This is a genomic window from Planctobacterium sp. AWH2_060 (assembly GCF_056158425.1).
Genome location: NZ_JBSWTG010000001.1, coordinates 2,511,839 through 2,525,837, shown reverse-complemented (window position 1 = coordinate 2,525,837; position 13,999 = coordinate 2,511,839). Strand labels below are relative to the sequence as shown.

General features: G+C 45.8%; 11 protein-coding genes. 4 read left to right on the top strand and 7 right to left on the bottom strand.

Annotated features, from left to right (window positions below):
- Positions 1-96 precede the first annotated feature (96 nt).
- From ACXAD8_RS10815 to ACXAD8_RS10800, 4 genes are all read left to right on the top strand, one after another.
- Positions 97-1,005 carry a hydrogen peroxide-inducible genes activator gene (locus ACXAD8_RS10815; RefSeq protein ID WP_475228292.1) on the top strand — a complete coding sequence of 303 codons (909 nt, stop codon included), beginning with the start codon at positions 97-99 and terminating at the stop codon, positions 1,003-1,005.
- 143 nt (positions 1,006-1,148) lie between these two features.
- Entirely contained in the window at positions 1,149-1,691 is a 543-nt protein-coding gene (locus ACXAD8_RS10810) for an RNA polymerase sigma factor (protein ID WP_475228289.1), read from the top strand.
- Positions 1,684-2,367: a hypothetical protein gene (locus ACXAD8_RS10805; RefSeq protein WP_475228287.1), complete on the top strand. Its 684-nt coding sequence runs from the start codon at positions 1,684-1,686 to the stop codon at positions 2,365-2,367. Before ACXAD8_RS10810 ends, ACXAD8_RS10805 begins: the two co-directional genes overlap by 8 nt.
- Before the next feature lie 14 nt (positions 2,368-2,381).
- Positions 2,382-3,350, top strand: a complete 969-nt coding sequence (locus ACXAD8_RS10800; RefSeq protein ID WP_475228285.1) for a hypothetical protein — start codon at positions 2,382-2,384, stop codon at positions 3,348-3,350.
- A gap of 47 nt (positions 3,351-3,397) precedes the next feature.
- On the opposite strand, the gene ACXAD8_RS10795 is transcribed toward ACXAD8_RS10800, so the two are convergent.
- The 7 genes from ACXAD8_RS10795 to ACXAD8_RS10765 all read right to left on the bottom strand — a co-directional run bounded on the left by ACXAD8_RS10795 (position 3,398) and on the right by ACXAD8_RS10765 (position 13,959).
- The gene (locus ACXAD8_RS10795; protein WP_475228282.1) at positions 3,398-4,240 is read right to left on the bottom strand and encodes a hypothetical protein; all 843 of its coding nucleotides are present in this window, start codon (positions 4,238-4,240) and stop codon (positions 3,398-3,400) included.
- Between the two features lie 350 nt (positions 4,241-4,590).
- Positions 4,591-5,727 carry a carboxynorspermidine decarboxylase gene (nspC, locus tag ACXAD8_RS10790; RefSeq protein ID WP_475228280.1) on the bottom strand — a complete coding sequence of 379 codons (1,137 nt, stop codon included), beginning with the start codon at positions 5,725-5,727 and terminating at the stop codon, positions 4,591-4,593.
- Between the two features lie 101 nt (positions 5,728-5,828).
- The gene (locus ACXAD8_RS10785) at positions 5,829-7,031 is read right to left on the bottom strand and encodes a saccharopine dehydrogenase family protein (protein WP_475228279.1); all 1,203 of its coding nucleotides are present in this window, start codon (positions 7,029-7,031) and stop codon (positions 5,829-5,831) included.
- 263 nt (positions 7,032-7,294) lie between these two features.
- Positions 7,295-8,893: an isocitrate lyase gene (locus tag ACXAD8_RS10780; RefSeq protein ID WP_475228277.1), complete on the bottom strand. Its 1,599-nt coding sequence runs from the start codon at positions 8,891-8,893 to the stop codon at positions 7,295-7,297.
- 388 nt (positions 8,894-9,281) lie between these two features.
- Positions 9,282-11,468, bottom strand: coding sequence for a malate synthase G (locus ACXAD8_RS10775; RefSeq protein WP_475228275.1), 2,187 nt, complete (start codon positions 11,466-11,468; stop codon positions 9,282-9,284).
- Positions 11,469-11,777: 309 nt separating this feature from the next.
- A complete protein-coding gene (locus ACXAD8_RS10770; RefSeq protein WP_475228273.1) occupies positions 11,778-12,713 on the bottom strand; it encodes a LysR family transcriptional regulator in 936 nt (311 codons plus the stop codon).
- 193 nt (positions 12,714-12,906) lie between these two features.
- A complete protein-coding gene (locus ACXAD8_RS10765; protein WP_475228270.1) occupies positions 12,907-13,959 on the bottom strand; it encodes a phospholipase A in 1,053 nt (350 codons plus the stop codon).
- Positions 13,960-13,999 lie beyond the last annotated feature (40 nt).

Genomic DNA, 13,999 nt, shown 5'->3' with positions numbered 1-13,999 from the left:
AACAGTGCCCTTTTTTTTGAATTAAATTTTGACTTTTAATTGATTAAATTGATTATTGTTTGAATAATAAAATAAAACTAGTGCATTGGAATCACGATGAAATGGCCTAACTTAAAACATCTTCATTACCTGGTAACACTTCACCAGGAGCAACACTTTAATCGCGCAGCCCAGCGTTGCCATGTAAGCCAATCTACCTTAAGTACCGCTATTCAAAACCTGGAAGAGCAACTCAATGGACAGTTGCTGGAGCGGGATCACAAAACCTTTATTTTTACTTCGTTTGGATTGGAAATTGTTGAACGTAGCAAACTACTGCTGCAACAGGCGAGTGAGATGGTGGATTATGCCACGAGTGCAGGCGACTGGCAGGCGGGTAACCTGAAAGTGGGGGTGATCCCAACCATAGCGCCATTTATATTTGAAAAAATGATCAGTAATATCGGTACTGCATTACCCACCCTGAACCTGCAGTTACAGGAAGACACCACCGAAAATCTGTTAAAACAATTAAACGATGGTGTACTGGATCTCCTTGTACTGGCGTTGCCGATGGAAACCCCCGGCTGCAAGCAACTGGTGCTGGGCCATGACCCTTTCCATCTGGTGGGCCATGAAGAGGTATTAGCGCAATTGCCCAATCCGCTGGAGATATCTTCTCTGCCTAAAAACAGTGTGTTTCTTTTACAGTCCGAACATTGTATGACTGGGCATGCCGTCAGCGCTTGTGGTTTAAAGCACGCCGAGCAGGTTAGTGCGTTGGCGGCCAGTAGCATACATACCTTGATAAAGCTTGCTGGCTGCAAAATGGGTATCACATTCCTGCCAGGAATGGCGTTATCTGAAGGCATATTGGAGGGTTCCCCCCTACGTGCCTTAGACGCAGAACAAAACGCATTTCGCGAAATAGGCTTGGTCTGGCGCAATGGTACAACCCGTATGCAACTGTTTCGCAAAGTCGCTGAAATAATTGCGCCTATCATGCCTGTTCCCAAACTGAATTAGTGCTGAGAACGATTAAATGCTGGGGGCATTAGCAGAATCAAAAATAAATTTAAGTTTTTTTACTACTCCCCCAACTTTTCTGTTACTCCCCTCGACATTAAGAACTAACAACAACACAACAAATTCACCTGGGACAAACAAGCGTGTTTGAAAAGACGGATGAACAATTAATTCAAAAGGCGTTGCAGGGAAACCGGGGAGCCTGGATGAAGCTGGTTAAGCGCTACGAAAAGTCCATCTACAACTATGGGCTACGCATGACCAGTAACCGGGAGGATGCTTTGGATCTAATGCAGGAAATATTCACGTCGGTATTTCGCAATTTGGCATCCTACCGTGGCGAGGGGGCGTTTAAAGCCTGGTTATTTCGCATTGCGAGCTATCGCTGTGTGGAGTTTTATCGGCGTAAAAAACCAACTCAGGCACTGGATGACACTCCTGAAATGGTTTGCCAGGCCGCAGCACCGGAGCAGGTGTTATTTGGTAACCGGGACAGTCAGCAGCTTATACAAGCGATGGCACAATTACCCTTAGCGCAAAAAGCGGTGGTGGAATTAAAATTTTTTGGTCAGTTTACCTTTGATGAAATTGCTGAGCAGCTCAACGTTTCCAGCAATACTGTTAAATCTCGATTGTACAGTGCATTGGAAAAACTGAAGTCCTTACTGGAGGTAGAGTATGTCTGAACTCAATAAAGCCAAACAAGCACTCTTTACAAAATGGGCAGAGGCCGAATTGAGTGCTGATGAGCAACACCAATTTGAAACCTGGTGCCGCGAAGACCAAAGTTTTGCAGACAAAGTTGCGGTGCATGGTCGGTTGCAATTTATGGCCGAACAATTTAGCGAAGAAGAGGTTCCTGACTGGGACCGCAGCAGTGGCTTTGAAAAGACACAGCACAGCCCCTGGTGGCAGTGGAGAGGCTTGCCCGCTTTATCTTTAGCAACTTCGTTTGTGGCCATCCTGATGGTGACATTGAATATGGAAGTCACCGTGCATCAGGGCAGTATGACCATCAGTTTTTCTGGCGCTGTCGAGCAACAAAAAATCGAACAGCTGGTTAATGAGCGCATTGCCGAATACGCCGCTTTGCAAAACAGCAAGTTTGAAGAACAGGCAGATCACCTGCAGCAGCAACAGATGCAAATGAACACCCAGTTGGCCAATTATCTGCTGGCGACCAGCCGCACTGAAAGGCGGGAAGATTTTGCAGAGCTGATAAAACATGTGAATGAACAACGCGCTGATGATCAGGTGTTTTACGCTCGCCAGATCAATCGCCTTAAATCCGATTTTAAATCAGGCCCTCAGAATCCGGACTGGCTGCCTGATACCTACGAACAACCTATTTCTGACAACTAATGGAGTATCAGAACATGAAAAAATCAATGTTAGTATCCAGTGTTATCGCTTGCTTGTCGCTGATGACAGCGGCACACGCACAGGACAAGTTTGATGCCATTAATAAAGACGCTCAAATTATGCAGAACATCCTTACCACCTCACTGAAGCAAAATACCCGTAGAGATGGGATCCGTTTCAGGAAGATTGAGACAGGCTATTTGGCGGGTCAAGGTCTGGTATTTGATATTTACACCTCGTCCTCCAGAAACATGCACTTTAGTTTTGATTTTGGTCATATGGTGGAGAGCATTGAGGGAATGGTTAACGGTATGAACTTCCCTGAACCACCACCGGCTCCGGAAATTGCAATTGATCCGGAAACAGATGGCAACTTTTCGTTCTCGTTTGAAGTGGATGAGGACATGGAGGAGTACATAGAAGAGGTGCAGGAGCGCACTAAAGAAGTGATGCGCGAACATCGCGAACGCCGTCGTGATTTGCGAGAAAAGGAACGGGACCTGGAATGGGAAAGCCGTGAGTATGAGCGCACAATTCGCGATTTAGAATTTGAGATGCGTCATGCTGAATCGGAACGCAAAAAAGCGTTAGAAAAAGACCTTAAGGAAGTCCGCTCAGAGCTGGAAAAACTCGACAGCAAAAAAGCCGAATTTGCTAAAAAAGCCAAAGAGCTGGAAGAAGAAGAAGCGCGCCGGGAGGCCAAATTAGCCGAAGCGCAAAATCAAATGGTGAATCGTTTTCTGGCTGATTTTGAAGCAACAGTTGCTGAAACCTTGTGTGATTATGGCAGTGGTTTAAAGTCTTTGGGTGACTCTGAGAAACTGAATTTTGTGCTCAAAGAATTTAGCCGTGGGAAAGGAGAACGTGGCAGAGATGAGCAAGATAAGGTTTATGTGTTTAATCTAAAAGACGTGAAACAGTGTGTCCTGCAGAAGCTCAGCCCCAATGAGTTGCTGACTAAGACTCAGACTTACCTGTTTTAACCAAACTATTTGGCAGGCGGCCCTAACGGCCGCCTGATTTTTCTGATTTAGTTGATAGCCGATAGCAGTGGAAGTTTATTAAAAGACAACCAAAATTCCGAAGCCAGAACTTCGTCGGATCGAACGTCAGATGGCAGTGAAAAAATCAAGGTATCATCATCCTGAAGTTGTTCATAAAGCGTAGCCATCCAGGGCGTGTCGAACAACAATTGATCCATCGAACCGTCCAGCAGCATAGCCGCCAACCCATCACGCAGCTTTTTAGCCAGTTCAGGGCGACTGTTGTGAACTACAAAATACCAGGGGCTGTCCATCGCTACCAATCCCGGAATGACTTTAAACTCATCACTGCTACTGTCAGCAATTCTGGCTGCGGGAGCTAAAATGGCTTTAAACCGTTCTCCAAACAGCATTTCTTTGAGATTATCCAGGTGTTTAACATTAACTACTTGATAACCAGATTGTTCCAGATAGCTGGCCTGAGCATCATCTCTAAACATTCCCAGCTCCACCTGCTTGAGTTCTTTTTCAGGTTGGATATCAGGCTCATAAGTGTTTTGCACAAGCTTGTAGTAGCTCATCAGGCCTCTGAAAACAGGTACTGATATTATGTGGTGGCCACTATTTTCTGCCTCATTTTTTGGTAACCACAGAATTTGGATCTCATTGGCATCAAATGCCTGAGCCAGTCGCGGGCCGGAAACATTTGATGAGTAATGGGTGGTGTTAATCTTATGCTGTTGACTGGCCAGTGCACGGGTTAAAAGTTCACTGGCATATTGATCTTCAATCGTGTCGTAATAGGGGACTACAACATTTTCTTTTGCTGCCAGCATGAAAGGGGTGAACGATAAAACAACCCAAAATAGATAATTCTTCAACCTTATCATAACCTGCTCCTTCGTTGGATTTACCTTTCAATACGCCATTGCATTGAAAGGGAAGAAAGGCAGGGACAGCCAGTTTATTAAAAAACCGAAGTCACCGCTTTTCTTAATTTCACAGATGCGAATGTTGGGCCAGGATTGTAACTCTATGATTTCATTATGATTACGTTTTTATGGCTGAGTTTTATGGGGAAAACTATCCCAAATCAAAGGCTTAGCAGCACCAGCTTTGGGCAATAAACAAACAGTTAACAGGGTGTTTTCCTTGGGTTAACTTAATGACAGGAAAATTGCCCCTGACAGAGGTTGTACAGGGGGATTTAGCCGAAAATGCTGAATTGGTTGCACCAAAATCAGGAAAGGCGAGCGCGAAATTCTTCGTAAGAAAAGGTTTTTACCAGTTTAAATTCACCGTTTTCTCTCAGAATACCAATGTGGGGATGTTGCACACCGTTGAAAAAGGTGGTTTTTACCATGGTGTAGTGGATCATATCTTCAAATATGAGTCGATCCCCGGGCTGCAGTTGCCTATCAAAACTGTAACTACCAATAACATCACCGGCTAAACAGGAGTTTCCTCCCAGTTTATAGGTATAGGCTTTATCCCCTGGCTCTCCGGCATTGCGCACAACAGGACGGTATGGCATTTCCAGTACATCTGGCATGTGTGCCGTGGCAGAAATGTCTAATATTGCAATCTGACCCTGATTCTCAACAATGTCCACCACTTCACACACCAGTGGTCCGGTTTGCCAGGCCACCGCAGAGCCAGGCTCCAGGATGAGTTCGACATCGTATTTTTCCCGGAAGGTTTTCAATACTGAAATCAGGTGTTCGACATCGTAACCGGCTTTGGTCATCAGGTGACCACCGCCCAGATTAATCCATTTTAAATCCGGCAACCATTTGCCAAACCTCTCTTCCACGGCTTTAATGGTGCGCTCAGTAGCGAAGGAATCGCACTCACATAAATTGTGAATATGGAAACCTTCAATACCCGATAAATCCTGACCTTCTAAATCAGCGGCCCGAATTCCCAGACGTGAACCTGGCGCACTGGGATCATAGAGTTCGGTATCGGCTTCCTGATGCTCAGGATTAACCCGGATTCCCGGCGAGATATCGGTACCGACAAATTCACTTTTATAACGCTGCCACTGGGCCAGGCTGTTAAATGAAATATGGTTGACCAACTGTTTTAACTCAGCAATTTCTTCTGGTTTGTAAGCCGGTGCGTAGGCGTGAACTTCTTTACCCATTTCTCCTTTTGCCAGTTTGGCTTCCCATACAGAGCTGGCGGTGCAGCCGTGTAAGTACTCGCCAACCAGATCAAAGGTAGACCACATGCTAAAGCCTTTCAGTGCCAGGATGATTTTACAGCCCGATTGTTGTTGCACGCGCGCCATTAACTCAAGATTGCGTTTCAGCTTCGCTTCTTCGCAAACATAGCTGGGAGAAGGAATTTCAGGAGATAGCATAGGGTCGGTCATTGTGGATCACCTCAGAAGAAATCATGGGGTCAGAGTTGTTGAAACTGAAAACCGCTAGCTATTGGGTTTTCAAGAACTCTGACCCCTTGGTTTAGGTTAGGTTATTTGCTGAATGGGCTGGTGTCACATTCCATAACATGCCATGGCAAACCGTGTTGGTTTAGCATGTCCATGAATGGGTCTGGATCGAACTGTTCCATGTTCCAGACGCCTGGTTTCTTCCAGGTGCCATTCAACATCAGTGCAGCACCAATCATAGCGGGTACGCCTGTGGTATAAGAAACTGCCTGAGCACCTACTTCTTCATTACACACCGCGTGTTCACAGTTGTTGTAGATAAAGATGGTTTTCTCTTTACCATCTTTAACACCTGTGATGTAAGTACCGATACAGGTCATGCCGGTGTAGCCTTCAGCCAGTGAGCCAGGGTTAGGTAATACCGCTTTTAAGAACTCCAGAGGTACAATTTGTTGCCCCTGGAACTCTACTGGCTCGATAGAAGTCATGCCAATGCCTTCTAATACTCGTAAGTGGTTCAGATAGGCATCACCAAAGGTCATCCAGAAACGCGCACGTTTTAAAGTTGGGAAGTGTTTAACCAATGATTCCAGCTCTTCATGGAACATCAGGTAAGAGGCACGCTCACCAATGTTTTGGTAGTGCAGATCTTCACGCACACTTAATGGATCGGTTTCTTTCCATTCACCGTTTTCCCAGAATCGACCGCGCTGGGTGATTTCACGGATGTTGATTTCCGGATTGAAGTTAGTCGCAAACGCCTGACCGTGATCACCGCCATTACAATCGACAATATCCAGGTAATGAATTTCATCGAAATAGTGTTTAGCGGCATAAGCGGTGTAAACGTTGGTAACACCTGGATCAAAACCACTGCCTAACAGTGCCATGATACCGGCATCTTTAAACTTGTCCTGATAAGCCCACTGCCAGGAGTATTCGAATTTAGCTTCGTCTTTTGGCTCGTAGTTAGCGGTATCCAGGTAGTCTGTCTTAGTTTCCAGACAGGCATCCATGATAGGTAAGTCTTGATAGGGTAATGCCAGGTTTACTACTAGATCGGGCTTAACCTGATTGATTAATGCGGCAACTTGATCTTTGTCATCGGCATCCACAGCAAATACTGCTTTTACGCGATCTTCACCACATTCTTGCTGTAAGGCTTCGCATTTGCTCAGAGTACGGCTGGCCAGATAAATTTCATCAAAATGTTCCGGTAACCTGGCGCATTTTTTCACTGTAACGGTACTGACACCGCCGGCACCAATAATTAACACTTTTGACATAATAAAATCCTCAAAATTTAGTACAGCTTGTTCAGAGCTATGGGACAAAAAGCGCTGCATCCTAACACGTTTTTTCGTCAGCGCAATACTTAACCGAAGCTATTAAAAATAGGGTAAATTAACAGATTGTAAAGTGTAATTGCAGTCAGGAATTGTTGCTTTTTCTATATCTCAACCAAGGGCGACCTGAAATTGTATGAGAGGAATATAAAAACGGCACAGGAAAGACTGTGCCGTTGAGTTTTATTGCCCAGTAAAAGAGCTTAGCTAAATTGATTCATGGTGTTGTCTTTACCGGAAGCTTTCAGGGCATTTTCACCAGCAAAATACTCTTTGTGATCATCACCCATATCCGAACCCGCCATATTCTGGTGTTTAACACAGGCAATGCCCTGACGGATTTCTTTGCGCTGAACACCGGCAACATAGCCCAACATACCCTGCTCACCGAAGTATTCTTTCGCCAGGTTGTCAGTAGACAACGCCGCTGTGTGGTAAGTCGGCAATGTAATCAGGTGATGGAAGATACCCGCATCGCGAGATCCATCAGCCTGGAAGGTGCGGATCTTGTCATCTGCCGCCGCTGCCAGCTCAGTGTCATCGTATTCAGCATTCATCAGATCGTCACGAATGTAGGCTGAAACATCTCTACCTTCTTCTGACCAGGCATCAAACACTTGTTGACGGAAGTTCAGGGTCCAGTTGAAAGAAGGCGAGTTGTTATACACCAGCTTGGCATTTGGAATTACTTCGCGAACCCGGTTAACCATGCCGCCAATCTGACCTACATGGGGCTTTTCGGTTTCAATCCACAGTAAGTCTGCGCCGGCATTTAAGGCACCGATACAGTCAAACACGCAGCGGTCTTCACCTGTACCTTTGCGGAACTGGTACAAGCCAGAAGGTAAGCGCTTGGGACGAACCAGCTTGCCGTTTTTATTGAATACTACATCGCCTTGTTGCATGTCTTCCACTGCGATTTCTTCAACATCCAGGAAGGAGTTGTAGATATCACCGGCATCGCCAGGCTCTTTCACTACCGCGATTTCTTTAGTCAGACCTGCACCCAAAGAGTCTGTGCGAGCCACGATAACACCGTTGTCCACGCCCAGCTCAAGGAATGCATAACGCAGGGCGCGTAATTTGGCGTGAAAATCTGCATGAGGAACGGTTACTTTACCGTCCTGGTGACCACATTGCTTCTCGTCGGCAACCTGGTTTTCAATCTGCAGGCAGCAAGCACCAGCTTCAATCATTTTTCTGGCTAACAGGTAGGTGGCTTCTTCGTTACCAAAACCAGCATCAATATCGGCGATAATTGGTACTACATGCGTCTGGTGGTTGTCGATTTTGTCCTGAATTTCAGCTTGTTTAGCGCTATCACCGGCTTCACGTGCCGCGTCCAGTTCGCGGAACAGGCCACCCAGCTCTCTGGCATCCGCTTGACGCAAGAAGGTGTAAAGTTCTTCAATTAATGCCGGAACAGAGGTTTTTTCATGCATTGACTGGTCAGGCAGAGGACCAAAATCAGAACGCAGTGCTGCTACCATCCAACCAGAAAGATACAGGTAACGACGCTCTGTGCTGCCACCAAAATGTTTTTTGATGGAGATCATTTTCTGTTGGCCAATGAAGCCATGCCAGCAGCCCAGTGATTGCGTGTATTTAGAACTGTCAGCGTCATAGGCTTCCATATCAGCACGCATGATGTCTGCTGTGTATTTGGCAATGTCCAGACCGGTTTTGAATTTGTTTTGTGCACGCATTCTCGCTACTGATTCAGCGTCAATCGCTTCCCAGGATTTGCCACGCGCTGCAATTACTGCTTGTACTAATTCGATATCGTTACTGTAAAGAGACATATTTACTTCCTCGTTTTATCAGCTGTAGCTGCTGGTAGGGGTATTAGTGTTAATTTTGGGGTTCTGAAATTCGCTTTGAAAACTTTCGCCTGAATTTCGAATCCGTTGATGACTACTTTAAGTAACTATTTTCGATTCAGCTAATAGATAGATTGCATTTGCATTATTTATTTTGTGAATGTTTGTTGGGGCGATTTAACACCTGTAACTGGGTTTTCTCGGGCGTAAATTGTGGTAGTATGGCTTATCATTGCTTAAGTTGTTGAATTTTATCTATATTTATTTTGTGAATGGTGGATATTTTTTGTTTTTCATGTGTGAATGTGGTTTGCAGTGAAAACAATGATGGCGCACTAAATAAAAAAAACGCCTCCGAAGAGGCGTTTTATTATGCAAGTTTGGCTTTCATTTCCAGGCGCTTGCGATGTAACACTGGTTCTGTGTAACCACTGGGTTGTGCCTTTCCTTCATAAATGAGTTCCATGGCAGCCTGAAATGCAATGGCATTCTCCGGTTCCGGACACATGGATATGTACTCATTGTCATTAGCGTTTTGTTCGTCTACCAGTTTTGCCATTTTTTCCATACTGGCTTTAACCTGAGCTTCAGTAACAATGCCGTGCTCCAGCCAGTTGGCGATGTGTTGACTGGATATACGCAAGGTGGCTCTGTCTTCCATTAAGCCGACATTATTAATATCTGGTACTTTGGAACAACCCACTCCCTGATGTACCCAGCGCACAACATAACCCAATATGCCCTGTACATTGTTGTCTAACTCAGCCTCTATTTCTTCAGCAGCAAGGTTAGCCACATCAGGCTTCACCGGTATGCTAAGGATGTCATCCAAACCGTCGAATGTAACCTCGCTTAGCTGTTGCTGCATGGAAGCCACTGAAATCTCATGATAATGCAATGCGTGTAATGTCGCGGCTGTCGGCGAGGGCACCCAGGCCGTGTTGGCGCCAGATTTTACGTGGCCTGTTTTGGCCGTCATCATTTTGGCCATATTATCTGGCTCTGGCCACATACCTTTACCAATCTGGGCTTTGCCAGCCAGGCCGCAAGCCAGTCCTAATGCAACGTTCGATTTTTCATAGGCCTGGATCCATGGCATGGTCTTGAGTTCGGCTTTGCGGGCAAAGGCTCCGCACTGCATAGAGGTATGGATCTCGTCGCCAGTGCGGTCTAAAAATCCGGTATTGATAAAGGCCACTCTGGATTTGGCAGCGGCAATACAGGCCTTCAGATTAACACTGGTGCGGCGTTCTTCATCCATAATGCCGATCTTTATGGTATCGGCTGGTAAATCCAAGATTTGTTCAACCTTGCCAAATAAGGTGTTACTAAAGGCCACTTCTTCAGGACCATGCATTTTCGGCTTAACGATGTAGATGCTGCCGGTTTTGCTGTTGTTGTATTTACCCTGTTGCAATACATCCTGTTTGGCAATCAGGCAGGTAACTACGGCATCCATTAAGCCTTCGTAAACTTCTTCGCCGTTAACAAAGATGGCGTTGTTAGTCATCAGGTGGCCAACATTGCGCACAAACATCAGGCTTCGGCCGGGTAGAGTTATTGCACCACCGTCTTTATTTGTATACTGGCGATCCTGGTTGAGGGTACGGGTGATAACCTTATCGCCTTTACGCATTTCAAGGCTTAAATCTCCGCGGATCAATCCTGCCCAGTTTTGATACACCAGGGTTTTATCTTCTCCGTCAACGGCTGCTACTGAATCTTCGCAATCCATGATGGTAGTTAATGCGGCCTCTAGTACCAAGTCTTTGACGTTGGCGGGATCCCCTTCACCCACCAGATGATTGGCATCTATCTGAATTTCCACATGTAGTCCGTTGTTGCACAACAAAATACAAGAGGGCGCTTCGGCTTCACCCTGAAAGCCGACAAACTGCTTGTCATTGGCCAGGGCCTGCTGCGAACCATCCTGCATCTGAATGATTAACTCTTTACCAGCAACCCGGTAACGGGTGACCTCTTTATGGGAACCACTTTGTAGTGGGAATGATTTGTCCAGCCAGTTTTTAACCCATTCCACCACCTGTTGACCTCTTGCAGGATCATAAGCCAGGGAGGTATCTGCTTTGCCCGGTAAAACATCAGTACCATACAGGGCATCATACAAACTGCCCCAACGGGCATTTGCCGCATTCAGGGCATACCTAGCGTTATTTATAGGTACAACTAACTGTGGACCTGCCATAGTGGCTATTTCCGGATCCACATTTTGCGTGGTGATCTGAAAGTCTTCGGGTTCCGCTACCAGATAATTAATGTCTTTCAAAAATTGCTTGTAAGTCGCAAAGTCCATTTCCGGATGCTGATTGTGCCAGCTGTCAATTTGCTGTTGCAATGATTCGCGTTTTTCCAGTAACGCCTTATTGACCGGTTGTAACTCAACTAAAAGTGCTTCAAATCCTTGCCAGAAGCGGTCTTGCTCTAATTGAACTGCTGCCAAAGCCTGTTCATTAATAAATTGCCAAAGCGCAGGATGAATAGCGAGCTTGCCTGCTGTGATGTAGTTGCTGGGGACATTACCCTTGCTGGTGGTCATAGTACAACTTCCTCAAACTGTAGGGTCGGTACACCAACTATTCTATCGGTTGGTGTAATTCAATCTGTTTTCTTTCAGTTTACGCCCGCTGCACACACTAATAGAAATTTATGACCTCTATGGTTGCTATAAATTTTATGAATGAGCCATACCAGTTCCATTATATATCTACCCATTTTTGACGCGCCTCAGGAACATTATTAATAATATTTCGTCTTCTTCGTAGGCCACCAGTGTTCTTTCATTCGCTTGTTTCGAACTAATGTCCCTGAGGCAGCGCTGAGAGGGTAATATATAGTGGAGCTGGTATTAAAGTGTTTCCGCTACCTGGGTTATCAGGCGACGCAACCAGATATGACCAGCATCGTGCTGTAGCAAGGGACTCCAGGCCATTTTTAAGGCAATTGGCGGTACATCAAAGGGCGGATCGATAATTTTAACGGCTGGATCGTCACCATAGAGTTTGGCTACCCGGCTGGGGAGTGTCGCAATCAGGTTGTATTTTTTAGCCAGTTGCAGTGCCACATGATAGTGCCGGGTGAATACGCTGATATCCCTGACACAGCCTTGTTTTTGTAGCTCAGCATCTACCCAGCCGAGTTTTTGAATCTCTTTGGGATCAATCCCTACACCGACACCAAAGCCGGTTTTGCTCACCCAAATATGCTTTGAATCCAGGTATTCATCTTTGCCAAAACTGTCTATAAACGGATGTTTGGCGTTAACTACGCAGGAGAAACTGTCGTACCACACGACCTTTTGGTGGAAAGACAGGGGCAGTTCTTCAAAGCGGTTAATGGCCATATCCACCTTGCCCTGTTCAACGTCGTGGTAGGTGACATCGCTGGGGGTAATGACATCCAGAGATATATGTGGAGCCTGTGCTTGTAATTGCTCCAGCAACACCATCAGCAGCGTAGATTCGGCGTAGTCACTGGCCATAATGCGAAACGTGCGTTCGCTGGTTTCAGGTTCAAACTCTGTTTCTGGTTGAATTGTGGCTTCCAGCTTGCTTAACACATCGCGGATCACCGGTTGTAATTGCAAGGCCCTTTCAGTGGGCGTCATGCCTTCACTGGTGCGTACTAAAATCGGATCGTTAAACAAATCTCGCAAACGACGCAAACCGTTACTCATTGCGGGTTGGGTAATACTCAGCTTGTTAGCGGCTTTAGTAACACTGCCCTCGCGCAATAACACGTCAAGGTAAACCAACAGGTTCAAATCGATTTTAGCTATATTCATATCAGAAATATCGTATATGTGTTCTATAAATTTATTGAATTGTAATGGCTGGTTTTGAACTTGTCAGCAACGAATACGAAAAAAATTTATCGATGCTGAACTCGAATCTGAAAACTATCAGCATCGACAACAAAGGAGAGCTTTGCAGCTCCCTACTGTTTTGCATAGATTCGGGCATCTGGAGTGAGTCGCGCTACAGGATATCGTTTAATGCTATCCCAATGCCATAGCGTGTTTGTTTGTGGTTGTAATCAATCAGGCTCTCGCCATAACCGTTAAATGCTGTGGCATAGCCGCGAAGCTTACCCCACAAGGGGAAGGTCAGGCCCAACTCAATGGAGCCATTGTGGGTGGAAAAATTATTGCGGCCCTGAAACATCAACTCCATGTCGTGCCATTGATATAGCATACTCAATTCAAAATTGCCCATATAATCCTGAATGTCTGGGTTGTCATCGCCTTTAGGATCCAAAGGGGATTCTTTTTCTTTTTCGGAAACCCGGCTCCAGGGGCGGAATGAGAGAGCAAAATTATCTTTTTCGAATAAAAACTGGCTATAAATGCGATTCCAGCTGCGGGACAGCCCCTGCGTTCTGCCGTTGGACTGGTGCTCTGCACCAATCACAAAGGCAGTATTCCCGCCCAGGGGGTGCCATTCTAACGGTGCCAGATAAAATACTTCTGGCTGATAATTGGTTTCCCTGAAGGGTTTGGAAATGTTGTCAGCGTAGATTTGCCACCATGCCTGCAGGGTAAAACCAAAATACAGGGCATCGTCTTTCAGGAATAAGTCATCCTGCAGCAGCGGCACCTTAAAACTCAATTGGTATTTAGCCTCTATTTCCGCCAGGTTTTCCTGATAGCCATTGATGTTTTCGTAAGGCAGCCGATTGATTGAGTTGGTCGTATAAACCGGTAAGACATAATTCATGCGATGCGGGGTGATCACAAAGGGTTCGAATTGAGTTCGGGATTCGTTGTACAGTCGTTGACTGATTAGTCCGGGAGTTATTTGAGCTTCTTCTGTTTCCGTTAGACTCTGTTGCTGTGCGAGTTTTACAGAGTCGTCACCTTTTGGGGAACATTGTTCACGGATCTCGGCCACTGTCATTGCGGCATCTGCCTCCTGGTAAAGTGCCATAACACATTGTGCCGTTGCTTCTGATTCAGTGGTGGCATGGGAGACCCCCGATATTATGAGACAACTTAATAAAAATCCTGCTTGCAGGCTTGTACCCGACAACATGTAAACGTCCTTTTGATTATCTATAGCGAGGAAGTTTTAA